We start from the raw sequence: 13,955 nt of genomic DNA on the forward strand, positions 1-13,955 counted from the left end.
TCACGGGGAGAGCGCCGATGGACGCCGCCAAGGAGCCTGCGAAGGACGCTTCGTCCTCGCAACCGCAGGTCGCGAGCCCGGAGGCTGGAAGCTCCCAGGCTGTCGAGGCGCACAAGCCTGCGCCGAACATGCCGCAATTCACCCGCGCGGAAGATCTCCACGCCTATCACGAGATGCTGCTGATCCGGCGCTTCGAGGAGAAGGCCGGCCAGCTCTACGGGATGGGCCTGATAGGGGGCTTCTGCCACCTGTATATCGGCCAGGAAGCCGTGGTGATCGGCATGCAGATGGCCTCGATCGACGGCGATCAGGTCATCACCGGCTACCGCGACCACGGCCACATGCTGGCCTGCGGCATGGACCCCAAGGGCGTCATGGCCGAGCTGACCGGGCGCCGGGGCGGCTACAGCCGCGGCAAGGGCGGCTCCATGCACATGTTCAGCCGCGAAAAGCAGTTCTTCGGCGGCCACGGCATCGTCGGCGCCCAGGTTTCCCTCGGCACCGGCCTCGCCTTCGCGGACCATTACCGGGAGAACGGCAAGGTCAGCCTCACCTATATGGGCGACGGCGCGGCCAACCAGGGCCAGGTCTACGAGAGCTTCAACATGGCGGCGCTCTGGAAGCTGCCGGTCGTCTACGTGATCGAGAACAACCGCTACGCCATGGGCACCTCGGTGGCCCGGGCCTCGGCGCAGACCGACTTCTCCAAGCGCGGCATCTCCTTTGGCATCCCGGGCGAGCAGGTCGACGGCATGGACGTGCGCACGGTGCGCGAGGCGGCGGCGCGGGCGGTCGAGCATGCCCGCTCGGGCCAGGGCCCCTACATCCTCGAGATGCAGACCTACCGCTATCGCGGCCACTCCATGTCCGATCCGGCCAAGTACCGGACCAAGGACGAGGTCTCGAAGATGCGCGACGAGCACGATCCGATCGAGATGGTGCGCAAGCGCCTGATCGAGCTGCACGGGGTGCCGGAGGCGGAGATCAAGGCGACCGACGCCAAGGTCCGCGAGACGGTGAACGCAGCGGCCGAGTTCGCCACCAACGATCCCGAGCCGGATCCCGCCGAGCTGTGGACCGACATCCTCCTGGATGCGCACGCCTAGCGCGTTCCCGAAACACTGGCCGCCCCTACCGAAAAGACGACCGCAGAGCTGAGCATGGCGATCGACATCCTGATGCCCGCCCTCTCCCCCACCATGGAGGAGGGCAAGCTCGCCAAGTGGCTGAAGAAAGAAGGCGATCCGGTCAAATCCGGTGACGTGCTCGCCGAGATCGAGACCGACAAGGCGACCATGGAGGTCGAGGCCATCGACGAGGGCGTGCTCGCCAAGATCCTGATCGCGGAGGGCACCGAGGGCGTCGCGGTCAACACGCCGATCGCCATCATCGCCGGCGAGGGCGAGGACCCGGCGAGCGTGCAATCCGGCGGCACGCCGAAGCCCAACGGCGCCGGTGGCCATCCGGCCCCGACCCCGGACATGCAGGCCGAGGGGATGGCCGACAAGCCGGCCCCGGCGTCGAAATCCGGCGAGGATGCGCAGAAGGCCCCGGCGGCGCCGGCCGTCATCACCAACAAGGCCGACGAGCCGGTGATGGAGGAGTTCCCGGCCAACACCCCGATGGTCACCACCACGGTGCGCGAGGCCCTGCGCGACGCCATGGCCGAGGAGATGCGCCGAGACGGCGACGTCTTCGTCATGGGCGAAGAGGTCGCCGAGTATCAGGGCGCCTACAAGATCACGCAAGGTTTGCTGCAGGAATTCGGCGCCAAGCGGGTGGTCGACACCCCGATCACCGAGCACGGCTTCGCCGGCATCGGCGTCGGCGCGGCGCTCTCGGGCCTGAAGCCGATCGTCGAGTTCATGACCTTCAACTTCGCCATGCAGGCGATCGACCACATCATCAACTCGGCGGCCAAGACCCTGTACATGTCCGGCGGCCAGCTCGGCTGCCCGATCGTGTTCCGCGGCCCCAACGGCGCCGCCGCCCGGGTCGGCGCCCAGCACAGCCACGATTACGCCGCCTGGTACTCGAACGTGCCGGGCCTGAAGGTGATCGCCCCCTACACGGCCTCGGACGCCAAGGGCCTGCTCAAGGCCGCGATCCGCGATCCGAACCCGATCATCTTCCTCGAGAACGAGATCCTGTACGGCCAGTCCTTCCCGGTGCCGCAGCTCGACGACTTCGTGCTGCCGATCGGCAAGGCGCGGGTCCACCGCACCGGCAAGGACGTGACCATCGTGTCCTTCGCGATCGGCATGACCTACGCGCTCAAGGCCGCGCAGATCCTGGCCGACGAGGGCATCGAGGCCGAGGTGATCGACCTGCGCACGATCCGGCCGATGGATTCGGAGACGGTGGTGCGCTCGGTCAAGAAGACCGGCCGCTGCATCGCCGTGGAGGAGGGGTTCCCGCAATCCGGCATCGGCGCCGAGATCGTCGCCCGCCTGATGGTCGACGCCTTCGACTATCTCGACGCCCCGGTCCTGCGCATCACCGGCAAGGACGTGCCGATGCCCTACGCAGCCAACCTCGAGAAGCTCGCCCTGCCGAACGTGGCCGAGGTCGTCGAGGCGGCCAAGAGCGTCTGCTACAAGTGACGGGCGTCGCGGGCGGACAAGCCGCCCCGTCATCCCGCCCCGTCCGGGTTCGGAGACCAGCCGGCGCGCCATGAGCCAGGATCCCACACAGGACTTCGTCGAACTCGCCATCCCGCCGGACGCGCGCGCGCAGGGCGGCATCGAGGTGCTGCGCGCCGCCGTGGTGGACGGCGCCGTCAGCGTCGCCCTGCGCCGCTCCTTCGACGACCCCGCGACCTGGGGCCGGCTGCTGATCGACCTCGGCCGGCAGGCGGCCCGCGCCTACGCGCTGGAGACCGACATGTCGGAGGAGGAGGCGTTCGAGCGCATCCGCGCCGGCTGGGAGGCCGAGGGGCTCGACCCCGGCGGCTTCAACTAACGATGGTGCCGACCATGGCTGAGGCGGCTGTCCGGCAGGCGACCTACGCGGATCTCATGGCGGTGCCGGAGCATCTCGTCGCCGAGATCATCGATGGGGTGCTGGAGACGCACAGGCCACTGCCACCCTTACAGAGCGCAGCCGCTTTCTCGCTGGCGGCGACCCTGGGTTCGCGCACGCCCCGCAGACGCGACGATCCGGATGCCTGGATCTACATGAGCAAGCCGGAGCTTCACTTCGGCCCTCAGGTGGTGGTGCCCGATCTCGCGGGATGGCGTCGCAGGCGGATGCCGACCGAACCCACGGCTGCCTTCATCGAAACGCCGCCGGATTGGGTGTGCGAGATCCTCTCGCCCTCCACGATCCGCCTCGATCGCGGCCGCAAGCGCCGCATCTATGGGGAGGCCGGAGTCGCGTTTCTCTGGCTGCTCGATCCAGCCGAGGGGGTGCTCGAAGGCTTCGCCCTCGCGGACGGTTACTGGCTCCTCGTAGACACCGTGCAGCGCGGCGAGACCGTCGCGCTGCCGCCCTTCGATGCCGTGCCGTTCCCCCTCGACGACCTGTTTCCCTTCGACGATCCGGCCGCCCCGGCCTTGCCCGAGACCTGATGCCATGCCGATCAACGTGCTCATGCCCGCCCTCTCGCCGACCATGGAGAAGGGCAACCTCGCCAAGTGGCTGAAGAAGGAGGGCGACGCCGTAAAGTCCGGCGATGTCCTTGCCGAGATCGAGACCGACAAGGCGACCATGGAGGTCGAGGCCATCGACGAGGGCGTGCTCGCCAAGATCGTCGTGCCCGAAGGCACCGCCGACGTGCCGGTCAACGACCTGATCGCGGTGATCGCCCAGGAGGGCGAGGATCCCTCGAGCGTCCAGGCCGCGGGTGCCGGCGGCGGCAAGGCCGCGCCGGAGGCCAAGGCCGAGGCGCCGTCGCAGCCGACATCCATCGCCGCGCCGGCACCGGCCGACCAGAACACCACGCCCGGCGGCGGCCACATGTCCTACGGGCGGGTGAACGAGGCGCCGGAGGGCGCGCAGCCCGGCGGACCGGCGAAGCCGCCGCAGGGCGACGGCGGACGGGTGTTCGCCTCGCCGCTCGCGCGCCGGATCGCCAAGCAGGAGGGCGTCGATCTCGCCGCCGTGTCGGGCAGCGGCCCGCACGGGCGGATCATCGCCCGGGACGTCCAGGCCGCCAAGGCCTCGGGCGGCACCAAGGCGCCGGCACCGCAGGCCGCTGCGGAAGCGCCCAAGGCGGCCGCGCCGGCTCCGAAGGCGGCGCCGGCGGGCGGGGCGCCGGCCGGGCTCACCCTCGATCAGGTCCGGGGCTTCTACGCCAAGGGCTTCTACGAGGAGGTGCCGCTGGACGGCATGCGCAAGACCATCGCCAAGCGCCTCACCGAGGCGATGCAGGTGGCCCCGCACTTCTACCTCACGGTGGATTGCGAGCTCGACGCGCTGATGAAGCTCCGCGAGACGCTCAACGCCTCCGCGGGCAAGGACAAGGACGGCAAGCCGGCCTTCAAGCTCTCGGTGAACGACTTCGTCATCAAGGCGATGGGCCTGGCGCTCACCCGCGTGCCCGCCGCCAACGCGGTCTGGGCCGAGGACCGGGTGCTGCGCTTCAAGCAGGCCGAGGTCGGGGTCGCGGTGGCGATCGACGGCGGCCTGTTCACCCCGGTGATCCGCCGGGCCGACGAGAAGACGCTCTCGACCATCTCCAAGGAGATGAAGGACTTCGCCGCCCGGGCGCGTGCGAAGAAGCTGAAGCCCGAAGAGTACCAGGGCGGCGTCACCTCGGTGTCCAACCTCGGCATGTTCGGGATCAAGCACTTCACCGCGGTGATCAACCCGCCGCAATCGAGCATCCTGGCGGTGGGCGCCGGCGAGAAGCGGGTCGTCGTCAAGGACGGCGCCCCCGTGGTGGCGCAGGTGATGACCGCCACCCTGTCCTGCGACCACCGCGTCCTCGACGGCGCGCTCGGCGCGGAGCTGATCGCGGCCTTCAAGGGGCTGATCGAGAACCCGATGGGCATGTTGGTCTGAGCCGGAGCACGCAATGTCCGACACCTACGACATCCTCATCATCGGCGCCGGGCCCGGCGGCTACGTCACGGCGATCCGGGCGGCGCAGCTCGGCTACAAGACCGCGGTGGTGGACCGGGAACACCTGGGCGGCATCTGCCTGAACTGGGGCTGCATCCCCACCAAGGCGCTGCTGCGCTCGGCCGAGATCTACCACTACATGCAGCACGCCTCCGATTACGGCCTGTCGGCCAAGGAGGTGTCGTTCGACACGGCCGCCATCGTGAAGCGCTCGCGCGGCGTCTCGGGCCGGCTCAACGGCGGCGTCGGCATGCTGCTCAAGAAGAACAAGGTCGACGTGATCTGGGGCGAGGCGTCGGTCGACAGCGTCGCCAAGGGCAACCAGCCCGGCCAGGTCACCGTCAAGGAGTCGACGCGCGCCGAGGCTCCGAAGGGCGCCAAGGGCGCCGGGAGCTACCAGGCCAAGCACATCATCGTGGCCACCGGCGCGCGGCCCCGGGCGATCCCCGGGATCGAGCCCGACAAGAAGCAGATCTGGACCTATTACGAAGCCATGGTCCCCGAGACCATGCCCAAGAGCCTGCTCGTCATGGGCTCGGGCGCGATCGGCATCGAGTTCGCCTCGTTCTACCGGACCATGGGCGCCGAGGTGACCGTGGTGGAGCTGCTGCCGCAGATCCTGCCCGTGGAGGATGCCGAGATCGCCGGCATCGCCCGCAAGCGCTTCGAGAAGCAGGGCATCAAGATCCTCACCGGCGCCAAGGTGACCAAGGTCGAGAAGGGCGCTGACACCGTCACCGCCACGATCGAGGGCGGCGACGGCACATCACAAACCATCACGGCCGAGAAACTGATCTCGGCGGTGGGCGTGGTCGGCAACATCGACAATATCGGCCTCGAAAAGCTCGGAGTGACGATCGACCGGGGCATCGTCGTCACCGACGGGCTCGGCCGGACCAACGTGCCCGGCCTCTACGCCATCGGCGACGTCGCCGGCCCGCCGATGCTCGCCCACAAGGCCGAGCACGAGGGCGTCATCTGCGTCGAGACCATCAAGGGCCTGCACACCCACCCGATGGACAAGGCCAAGATCCCGGGCTGCACCTATTGCCAGCCGCAGATCGCCAGCGTCGGGCTCACCGAGGCCAAGGCCAAGGAGCTGGGCTTCGCCGTGAAGGTCGGCCGCTTCCCGTTCGCGGGCAACGGCAAGGCGATCGCGCTGGGCGAGCCGGACGGCCTGGTCAAGACGGTGTTCGACGCCAAGACCGGCCAGCTGCTCGGCGCCCACATGGTCGGCGCCGAGGTCACCGAGCTGATCCAAGGCTACGTGGTGGCGATGAACCTCGAAAGCACTGAGGAGGAGCTGATGCACACGGTGTTCCCGCACCCGACGCTCAGCGAGATGATGCACGAGAGCGTGCTCGACGCGTATGGCAAGGTGATCCACAGCTGAGACCGCTACGGCGCGGGGCGGCTCGTCCGGCCCGCGCTTGAAGCAGCTCAGGGACACATCGTGCTCCGGGAGCGCTGAGCTCCCCTCTCAAGGACGATTGCTGCTGCGAGCACTCCAAAAATCCCAACCTCTCCCCTCATCCTGAGGTGCCCGGCGATCGCAGATCGTTGGGCCTCGAAGAGGCCCTCCAGGGATCGCGCGGCCGGCTAGAGGGCTCCTCCGAGGCCTCCGCCTCGCTCCGGCATCTCAGGATGAGGGTGAGGGTGGGAACACCCGCTCTGAGGAGAAGTCGTGGCTGAAAAGGCCCGCTCAACCCGCCGCTAGGTCGGCGACTCGGTGTTCTGGCGCGACCGGGCCGTCAGGGCGAGGCTTACGGCCTGGAACAGGGCGATCACGAACAAGGTCGCGACACTGCCCCCGATGGGGATCAGCACCAGGGCCCAGGGGTCGAAGCCCCGGACCAGAACGAGCGTAATGGCGCTTCCGATCACGGACGCGATGATCATGCGAAAGATGCAGCATTCCGACGGTTGCATGAAACCTCCCGGTCGGCAGCCCTCTCATCGATAATCCAAAGATCGATCGAATTTTGCAACCACTAATAGTACGCATCTTGCGAACTCTCGGGTGGCGATAAACGTGCCGGTCTCGCGGACGCCGCTCACGCGCGCGTCCCGGCATCACGGCAAGCGCGATGGACGCGTACTGGACAGCGAAGACCCGGCACGGGGGCTCGTCCGCACCTGGGGAACCCGGTCCTCCGACCGTATCACCCCCGCGTGCTGGGTTGCGCAGCCCGGATTTGGGGCGCCGCCCGCGCCCGCAGGTTCACCCGGCCCCGCGCTCCACTGGCTCGGCCTGGTCCTGCGAGGGGACATAGGCGCACCATTCGCAGATGCCCCGCTCGGCGCCGCGGCTGGCATTGCGCTGCGAGCAGAGTGGGCAGACCAGCAGGATCAGCCGGCCCCCGGACCGCAGCGCGAGCCCGCGTCCGCGGAAGGTCACCTCCGTCGCCTCGTCGCCGGCCCGTCGATCGCGCAACCTGTCGCTCATCGGGCCTCCGCGGAACCGCGGGTCTGGCCGCGTGGTGAGGCGATCCGGATCTTCGCGTCCCTCTGCATGGCTCCGCTTCCCCCGACCGAGTCCAGGGATACAAGCGGCGGGCCAACGAATGGCTCCGCTTGGCCTGCAAATCCCCTGGATGCGCCGGGTGCGAATCCTGCCTATGACTCTGCCCCGACTCGGAGGCTGGCCGCCGACGGGAGGGGCGGCCCGGGAACGGCGTGCGTCCGATCGGGACCGCGGCGCCGGGCCCGATCGCGTATGATCGCCAGGCAGGAGCGGTTTGGGACACGATGCCGGAGCAAGCAGACATGCAGGCGCTGAAGGCCCTGCCGACCTACGCGGATGTCGCCCGGGCGGCCGAGCGCATCGCCGGGGTCGCGCATCGCACCCCGGTGCTGACCTCGCGCACCGCGGACGCGATGACCGGCGCAAAGCTGGTCTTCAAGGCCGAGAACCTGCAGCGGGGCGGGGCCTTCAAGTTCCGCGGGGCCTACAACGCGATCAGCGCCCTGCCGGAGGCGGTGCGTTCCCGCGGGGTGCTGTCGTTCTCCTCGGGCAACCACGCCCAGGCGATCGCCCTGGCGAGCCAGCTGCTCGGCATCCCGGCGACCATCGTCATGCCGTCCGACGCGCCCGCCGCCAAGATCGCCGCGACCCGGGGCTACGGCGCCGAGGTCGTGCTGTACGATCGCTACAGCCAGGATCGCGAGGCGCTCGGGCGCGAGCTCGCCGAGCCCCGGGGCATGACGGTGATCCCGCCGTTCAACCATCCGGACGTGATCGCCGGGCAGGGGACCCTGGCGCAGGAGCTGATCGAGGAGGCCGGCCCCCTCGACGTGCTGGTGGCGTGCCTGGGCGGCGGCGGCCAGCTCGCGGGCTGCGCGCTCGCCGCCGCCGCCCTGTCGCCCGGCTGCCGGGTGCTCGGCGTCGAGCCGGAGGCGGGCAATGACGGGCAGCAATCGTTCCGCTCCGGACAGGTCGTCACCATCCCGGTGCCCCGGACCATCGCGGACGGGGCGCAATCGACGGCACTCGGCGACCTCACCTTCGCGATCATCCGCCGGGACGTGGCCGACATCCTCACGGTCTCGGACGCCCAGCTCGTCGCGACCATGCGGTTCTTCGCCGAGCGGATGAAGCTTCTGGTCGAGCCGACCGGCTGCCTGGCGGCGGCGGCGGTGCTGCACGGGCTGGTCGACGTGAGGGCCAAACGCGTCGGCGTGGTGATCAGCGGCGGCAACGTCGATCTCGCCACCTTCGCGCGGCTGGCAGGCGAAACCGCCTGACGCGCCGAATGCCGCGGCCCTGTGGCCCGGCCGGAGTGGACCGGGGGGCGACGGATGCTTATCTTGTGCCTGTCAGAATGCGCGCTCCCGGGCCTTGAACCCGGATGGGCGGGAGGGTGACGATGTTTGCTGGCTTCAAGGTTCTTTCGCTGACCGATCGCGCGGCCGAGCGGATCAAGGCGATTATGGCGGATGCCGACCGGCCGATCGCGGGCCTGCGGGTCGGCGTCCGGAACGGCGGCTGCGCCGGCATGTCCTACACGATGGAATATGCCGAGGCGGCCAAGCCCGGTGAGGACGTGGTCGAGGATCGCGGCGTCCGGGTGTTCGTCGATCCCAAGGCGGTGCTGTTCCTGCTCGGCACCGAGATGGACTTCACCACCAACAAGCTCGCCTCGCAGTTCGTGTTCAACAACCCGAACCAGACCTCGGCCTGCGGCTGCGGCGAATCGGTGGCGATCACGCCGGTCTCGGAAGACCGGATCCCGGCGCGGGTCTGACGCCGCGCGTCAGGCGACGTGCGGGAGCGCCTCGGCCGCGTCGTCCACGATGCGGTTCCGGCCGGCGCGCTTGGCCGCGAACATGCACAGATCCGCCCGCTCCAGGAGCGAGGCCGGGCTGTCGCTGGCGTGCAGCACCGCGACGCCGAGCGAGACCGTGACCTTGCCGAGCGACTCGCCGGTCGAGCGCTTGATTAGCTCCCGCCCCATCACGCTGGCCCGGATCGTCTCGGCCATCTGCCGGGCCAGAGCGCGGTCGGCGCCGGGCAGAACGATGCCGAATTCCTCGCCGCCGAACCGGGCGAGCAGCGCCTGCTTGCCGGCATTCTCGCGCATGACGATGGCCACCAGCCGCAGGACCTGATCGCCCGTGAGATGGCCGTAGAGGTCGTTGAAGCGCTTGAAGAAATCGATGTCCAGGACGATCAGGCTCATCGGGGTGGCCCCGAGCCGGGCGGCCTCCAGGGACGCCTGCAGCATCTCCTCGAAATGCTTGCGGTTCGCCAGCCCGGTCAGCGCGTCGGTCAGGCTCTCCAGCCGGCTCGCCTCCAGCTTCTCGCGCAGGGTCTCGATCTCGCTGCGGGTCTCGCGCATCCGCGCCTCGAGGACCCGGTTGTTCACCACGACCTCGCGGGTGGTGGAGACCAGGGTCGAGACGATCTCGCCGAGTCGCGCCCGGGTCGGCAGGCCCTCCTGCGCCAGATCCTGCGCGAGCGCGCGCAAGGCCTCGCCGTACTGCGCGGTCGAGCCGAGCGACAGGTCGAGGATCTCGGTCACCGCGGCGATCTCGTCGAGCATGCCGCGGCTGACGTCACCGGTCGCGCTCGCGAGCAGCCGGCCGTCGAGATAGGTCTCGTGGAGGTCGTCGATATCGGCGTCCGTGAGGCTGCCGTTCTGCGTGGTCAGACGCTTGACCGAGTCGCCCAGCAGCGGCAGCTCGCCCGACACGTAGGCGTACCACACCGCGTAGGCGCGGGGCGTCGCCGAGGGACCGTAATCGCGGATCAGATCGTGGGCCCGCTTCGCCAGGGCGAAGCTGCGATCGCGATCCGAATGGGTCTCCTGGCTCATCTGTAACCCACGGTCCGGGGCCGCCGGTGGATTACTAAACACGGCCCAAAACCAGTCTAGTGCGTGTTCGTAGCCGGAACGTTAAGCCCGACGTTACTTCTCTTTCTTTGCCAAGACTGGTCGAAGCAAGAAGGCCGGAACATGTGAGCCGAGACCGATCGGCGTATCGCCGTCGGGCTCGTTGCGGCGGCCGCGCTCCTCACGCACCCGCTCCTCGCGCACGGGCTCGGGACGCGGGGCCGGACGGCCCTCCGCCCGCGCGCCGGCGGAACCGCCACGGGACCGCTGACGGCCCCCAGCCTCGCCGGAACCGCGCCCGCTGGACCGGCTTTCGGACCGCGCCTCGGACGATCGGGTCTCGGTCGACCGAGCCTCGGGCCTGCCTTCGGACGACGCCTTGCCGTCCGCAGCCTTGCCGTCCGCAGCCCTGCCCTCGACCGCCCGGCCTTCGGACGCACGCTTCTCGGATGCGCGCCCCTCGGACTTGCCCGCGCGGCGCCCGCCGCGTCCCTCGCCCGACCGGCCGCGATGGCGCGTGCCGGTATCGGCGGACGCGTCATCGGAGACCGTGGACAGGTCGCCGTCCAGCCAGGGAATCGGCTGCCCGATCAGCGCCTCGATGGCGCCGAGCGAGCGATCGTCCCCGGGCGCGACCAGGGTGTAGGCAGCGCCGCTCCGACCCGCCCGGCCGGTGCGGCCGATCCGGTGGACGTAATCCTCCGGGTGATGCGGGATGTCGAAGTTGAAGACGTGGCTCACCGCCGGGATGTCGAGGCCGCGCGCCGCCACGTCGCTGGCGACCAGCAGGGCGGTCTCACCGGCGCGGAAGGCATCGAGCGCCGTGGTGCGCGCCCGCTGGTCCATGTCGCCGTGGAGCGCCGCGGCGTCGAAGCCGTGACTGACGAGCGACTTCTGCAGCAGCGCCACGTCGCGCTTGCGGTTGCAGAAGATGATCGCGTTGTTGAGTTCGGCTTCGCCGCGGATCAGGCTGCGCAGGCGCTCGCGCTTGGCATGCCCCTCGGACCCGACCGCGACCAGCCGCTGCGTGATGGTCGACGCCGTGGAGGCCGGCCGCGCGACTTCGATCCGCTGCGGGTTGTGCAGGAACATGTCGGCCAGCCGCTCGATCTCCGGCGGCATGGTGGCCGAGAAGAACAACGTCTGCCGGGTGAACGGCACCATCTTCACGATGCGCTCGATATCGGGGATGAACCCCATGTCGAGCATGCGGTCGGCCTCGTCGATTACCAGCAACTCGACCCCGGTGAGCAGCAGCTTGCCGCGCTCGAAATGGTCGAGGAGCCGGCCCGGCGTCGCGATCAGCACGTCGGTGCCGCGGGTGAGCTTGGCGTCCTGGTCCGCGAAGGACACGCCGCCGATGATCAGCGCGACATTGAGCTTGTGGTTGGTGCCGTAGCGGTCGAAATTCTCGACCACCTGCGCCGCCAGCTCGCGGGTCGGCTCGAGGATCAGCGTGCGGGGCATCCGGGCGCGCGCGCGGCCATTCTCCAGCAGCGTCAGCATCGGCAGCGTGAACGCCGCGGTCTTGCCGGTGCCGGTCTGGGCGATGCCGAGGACGTCCCGGCGTGCCAGCACATGGGGAATGGCCTGGGCCTGGATCGGCGTCGGCTCGGTGTAACCCGCCGTCTCGACGGCTTTCAGGACTTTCTCGCTCAGTCCCAGGTCGGAAAAAGGCATCTGCGTTCAGGAACCGTTGCGCGCCCGGCCGGCGCGATGGACACCGTCGCGGCAACGGCTCGGGAGGGCTCTCATAAGGCGCACGTACGCTCCCGTGGCCGCGGGGCGCATGGGCATGTCAGTTAGGGGCTTGGCGCGGCTTGTCAATCTCGCAATGCGCGCAGCCGGGTCCCACGCACAGGGATCAGGGGTGCTGGCGGTCCAGGGCGGGCAAGAGGCAAGGATCGAGACGCGTCGCCCGCGCGGCGCCCGACGGCGTCACCGACCCGGTCGTCTCCGGATCGACCGGGAGCGCCCGACCGCCCAGGGCGAACTGGGCCGGAGCCGGATCGGTCCGGCTCAGCCGGGCGAGCTGATGCGTCGCGAAAATCGCGAACAGCCCGACAACGGCCGAGATGCGCAAAGCCCAAGCCAGCGATCCCGCGGGCCGGTCCGGCGCCCGCGCGACCCGATCCGACGATGCGGTCATATCCATCGCGATCGGGGGCCGGCGGGTCCCGAACGCTTTCTGGGTCCGCTCGGCGGGCGGGAGCATGGCCAATCCTCTCGGCCGGCCGAGGAGCCGGCGACGGGCGATACAGCTCCTTAAAGGGAACGCAGTTAACCACCGGCTTACGCGAGCCGGGACACGGATGCCCGAAGCGAACCACACTATAACCCCGCCGTCGGCGCCCGATCACGGGATCGCGATCAATGCCGATGCCGAATCGGCCAGTTCCCACGGCCGCGCGATAAAGGAGTCTGAATAATCTTCAGTCTTTATCAGAGTGACGCTGCAGCTTCTGATACACAGTTCCGCGCGCAGGACGGGAATGTGTGCGCGTAACCTTCACCTTTCGTTGACGAGATCGGGCTAGTCTCGACGAGCTTGTTGCAGGAAAGCGACAGACCCGCCGATCCAGAGCGCCTAGAAGGCAGCCGGCTCAAGCCAACCCCAGGACCTATGGCACCATGAAAAACGTTCTTCTTGCATCGACCGTTCTCGCCGGCATGACTGTCGCCGCGTCTGCGGCTGACCTGCCGCGTCGCGCTGCGCCGCCGCCGGTGTTCACGCCGGTGCCGGTGTTCACCTGGACCGGTTTCTACGTCGGCGTGAACGCCGGCTACGGCTTCGACGCCAGCAGCCGCAACACCACCAACTACGCCCTCCCGGCCGGCTCGCTGATCAATTCGCCGACCACCAACGCCATCGTCAGCGTCAACAACCGCAGCAACAACGACGGCTTCACCGGCGGCGCGCAGATCGGCTACAACTACCAGTTCACGCCGGGCTCCGGCATCGTGGTCGGCATCGAGGCTGACGCCCAGTACGTCGACTTCGCCCGCCGCGCCAACGGCACCCTGAACTACGGCGTCACGGGCAACCCGGGTGGCGCTTTCGGGTCCCGCGCCTTCGTCGCCACCAGCGGCAACGGCCTCGACTACTTCGGCACCGTGCGCGGCCGCCTCGGCTACGCCTTCGACCGGACCCTCGTGTACGCCACCGGCGGTTACGCCTATGGCTCGGGCCAGGATGACCAGAACTTCGCTGGCAACCGCTTCCGCGACAGCTTCCGCTCCGGCTACGCCGTCGGCGGCGGTCTCGAGTACGCCCTGCCCACCGACTCGTTCCTGAACTTCTTCAAGTCCTCGGCCGTGACCCTGAAGGTCGAAGGTCTGTACGTGAACCTCGACCGCCAGAAGAACACCGCCGGCGGCGTGTACTACAGCAACATCCTTGCCCCGAACGGCACCGCCTACCTCAACGGCGCCGCCGCGAACACCGAGTTCGCCGTCGTCCGCGCCGGCCTGAACTACAAGTTCGGCTCGTACTAAGACCGACCGGCGGCGCCAGCCCCGCTGGCGCCGCCCCGCTGAAGGGCCCGGCCGCAAGGTCGG

14 protein-coding genes are annotated in these 13,955 nt (G+C 69.2%); 9 read left to right on the forward strand and 5 right to left on the reverse strand.

The window, feature by feature from the left end:
* Positions 1-17: 17 nt before the first annotated feature.
* The 6 genes from pdhA (at position 18) to lpdA (ending at position 6,457) form a co-directional block, all read left to right on the forward strand.
* Positions 18-1,106, forward strand: a complete 1,089-nt coding sequence (pdhA, locus tag MKK65_RS10330) for a pyruvate dehydrogenase (acetyl-transferring) E1 component subunit alpha (RefSeq protein WP_058191994.1) — start codon at positions 18-20, stop codon at positions 1,104-1,106.
* Positions 1,107-1,160: 54 nt separating this feature from the next.
* Positions 1,161-2,603, forward strand: coding sequence for a pyruvate dehydrogenase complex E1 component subunit beta (locus MKK65_RS10335; RefSeq protein ID WP_243957500.1), 1,443 nt, complete (start codon positions 1,161-1,163; stop codon positions 2,601-2,603).
* Between the two features lie 70 nt (positions 2,604-2,673).
* Entirely contained in the window at positions 2,674-2,961 is a 288-nt protein-coding gene (locus tag MKK65_RS10340) for a DUF5076 domain-containing protein (protein ID WP_058191992.1), read from the forward strand.
* 14 nt (positions 2,962-2,975) lie between these two features.
* Positions 2,976-3,569, forward strand: a complete 594-nt coding sequence (locus tag MKK65_RS10345; RefSeq protein WP_243957501.1) for a Uma2 family endonuclease — start codon at positions 2,976-2,978, stop codon at positions 3,567-3,569.
* Positions 3,570-3,573: 4 nt separating this feature from the next.
* On the forward strand, positions 3,574-5,004 hold the full coding sequence (locus tag MKK65_RS10350) for a pyruvate dehydrogenase complex dihydrolipoamide acetyltransferase (RefSeq protein WP_243957502.1): 1,431 nt from the start codon (positions 3,574-3,576) through the stop codon (positions 5,002-5,004).
* Between the two features lie 13 nt (positions 5,005-5,017).
* Complete coding sequence (lpdA, locus tag MKK65_RS10355) at positions 5,018-6,457, forward strand: dihydrolipoyl dehydrogenase (protein WP_243957503.1); 1,440 nt, start codon at positions 5,018-5,020, stop codon at positions 6,455-6,457.
* 320 nt (positions 6,458-6,777) lie between these two features.
* Here the strand turns inward: lpdA and MKK65_RS10360 are convergent, their stop codons facing one another.
* Positions 6,778-6,963 carry a hypothetical protein gene (locus MKK65_RS10360; RefSeq protein WP_243957504.1) on the reverse strand — a complete coding sequence of 62 codons (186 nt, stop codon included), beginning with the start codon at positions 6,961-6,963 and terminating at the stop codon, positions 6,778-6,780.
* Between the two features lie 322 nt (positions 6,964-7,285).
* Positions 7,286-7,510 (reverse strand): hypothetical protein, encoded by a 225-nt coding sequence (locus MKK65_RS10365; RefSeq protein WP_243957507.1) that lies wholly within the window; start codon positions 7,508-7,510, stop codon positions 7,286-7,288.
* A gap of 302 nt (positions 7,511-7,812) precedes the next feature.
* Here MKK65_RS10365 and MKK65_RS10370 point away from each other — a divergent pair, with 302 nt between their 5' ends.
* Together MKK65_RS10370 and MKK65_RS10375 are read left to right on the forward strand one after the other, a co-directional pair.
* Complete coding sequence (locus tag MKK65_RS10370) at positions 7,813-8,808, forward strand: threo-3-hydroxy-L-aspartate ammonia-lyase (RefSeq protein ID WP_243957509.1); 996 nt, start codon at positions 7,813-7,815, stop codon at positions 8,806-8,808.
* A gap of 122 nt (positions 8,809-8,930) precedes the next feature.
* Complete coding sequence (locus tag MKK65_RS10375) at positions 8,931-9,308, forward strand: HesB/IscA family protein (RefSeq protein WP_058191986.1); 378 nt, start codon at positions 8,931-8,933, stop codon at positions 9,306-9,308.
* A gap of 9 nt (positions 9,309-9,317) precedes the next feature.
* Here MKK65_RS10375 and MKK65_RS10380 read toward each other — a convergent pair whose 3' ends face one another.
* The 3 genes from MKK65_RS10380 to MKK65_RS10390 form a co-directional block, all read right to left on the reverse strand.
* Complete coding sequence (locus MKK65_RS10380) at positions 9,318-10,379, reverse strand: sensor domain-containing diguanylate cyclase (protein WP_243957511.1); 1,062 nt, start codon at positions 10,377-10,379, stop codon at positions 9,318-9,320.
* Positions 10,380-10,472: 93 nt separating this feature from the next.
* A complete protein-coding gene (locus tag MKK65_RS10385; protein WP_243957512.1) occupies positions 10,473-12,077 on the reverse strand; it encodes a DEAD/DEAH box helicase in 1,605 nt (534 codons plus the stop codon).
* A gap of 184 nt (positions 12,078-12,261) precedes the next feature.
* Positions 12,262-12,612 (reverse strand): hypothetical protein, encoded by a 351-nt coding sequence (locus MKK65_RS10390; RefSeq protein ID WP_243957514.1) that lies wholly within the window; start codon positions 12,610-12,612, stop codon positions 12,262-12,264.
* Positions 12,613-13,028: 416 nt separating this feature from the next.
* On the opposite strand from MKK65_RS10390, the gene MKK65_RS10395 reads away from it, so the two are divergent.
* Positions 13,029-13,892 carry an outer membrane protein gene (locus MKK65_RS10395; protein WP_058191982.1) on the forward strand — a complete coding sequence of 288 codons (864 nt, stop codon included), beginning with the start codon at positions 13,029-13,031 and terminating at the stop codon, positions 13,890-13,892.
* Positions 13,893-13,955 lie beyond the last annotated feature (63 nt).

Origin of the sequence: Methylobacterium sp. J-001 (assembly GCF_022829565.1) — a bacterium.
Lineage (GTDB): Bacteria > Pseudomonadota > Alphaproteobacteria > Rhizobiales > Beijerinckiaceae > Methylobacterium.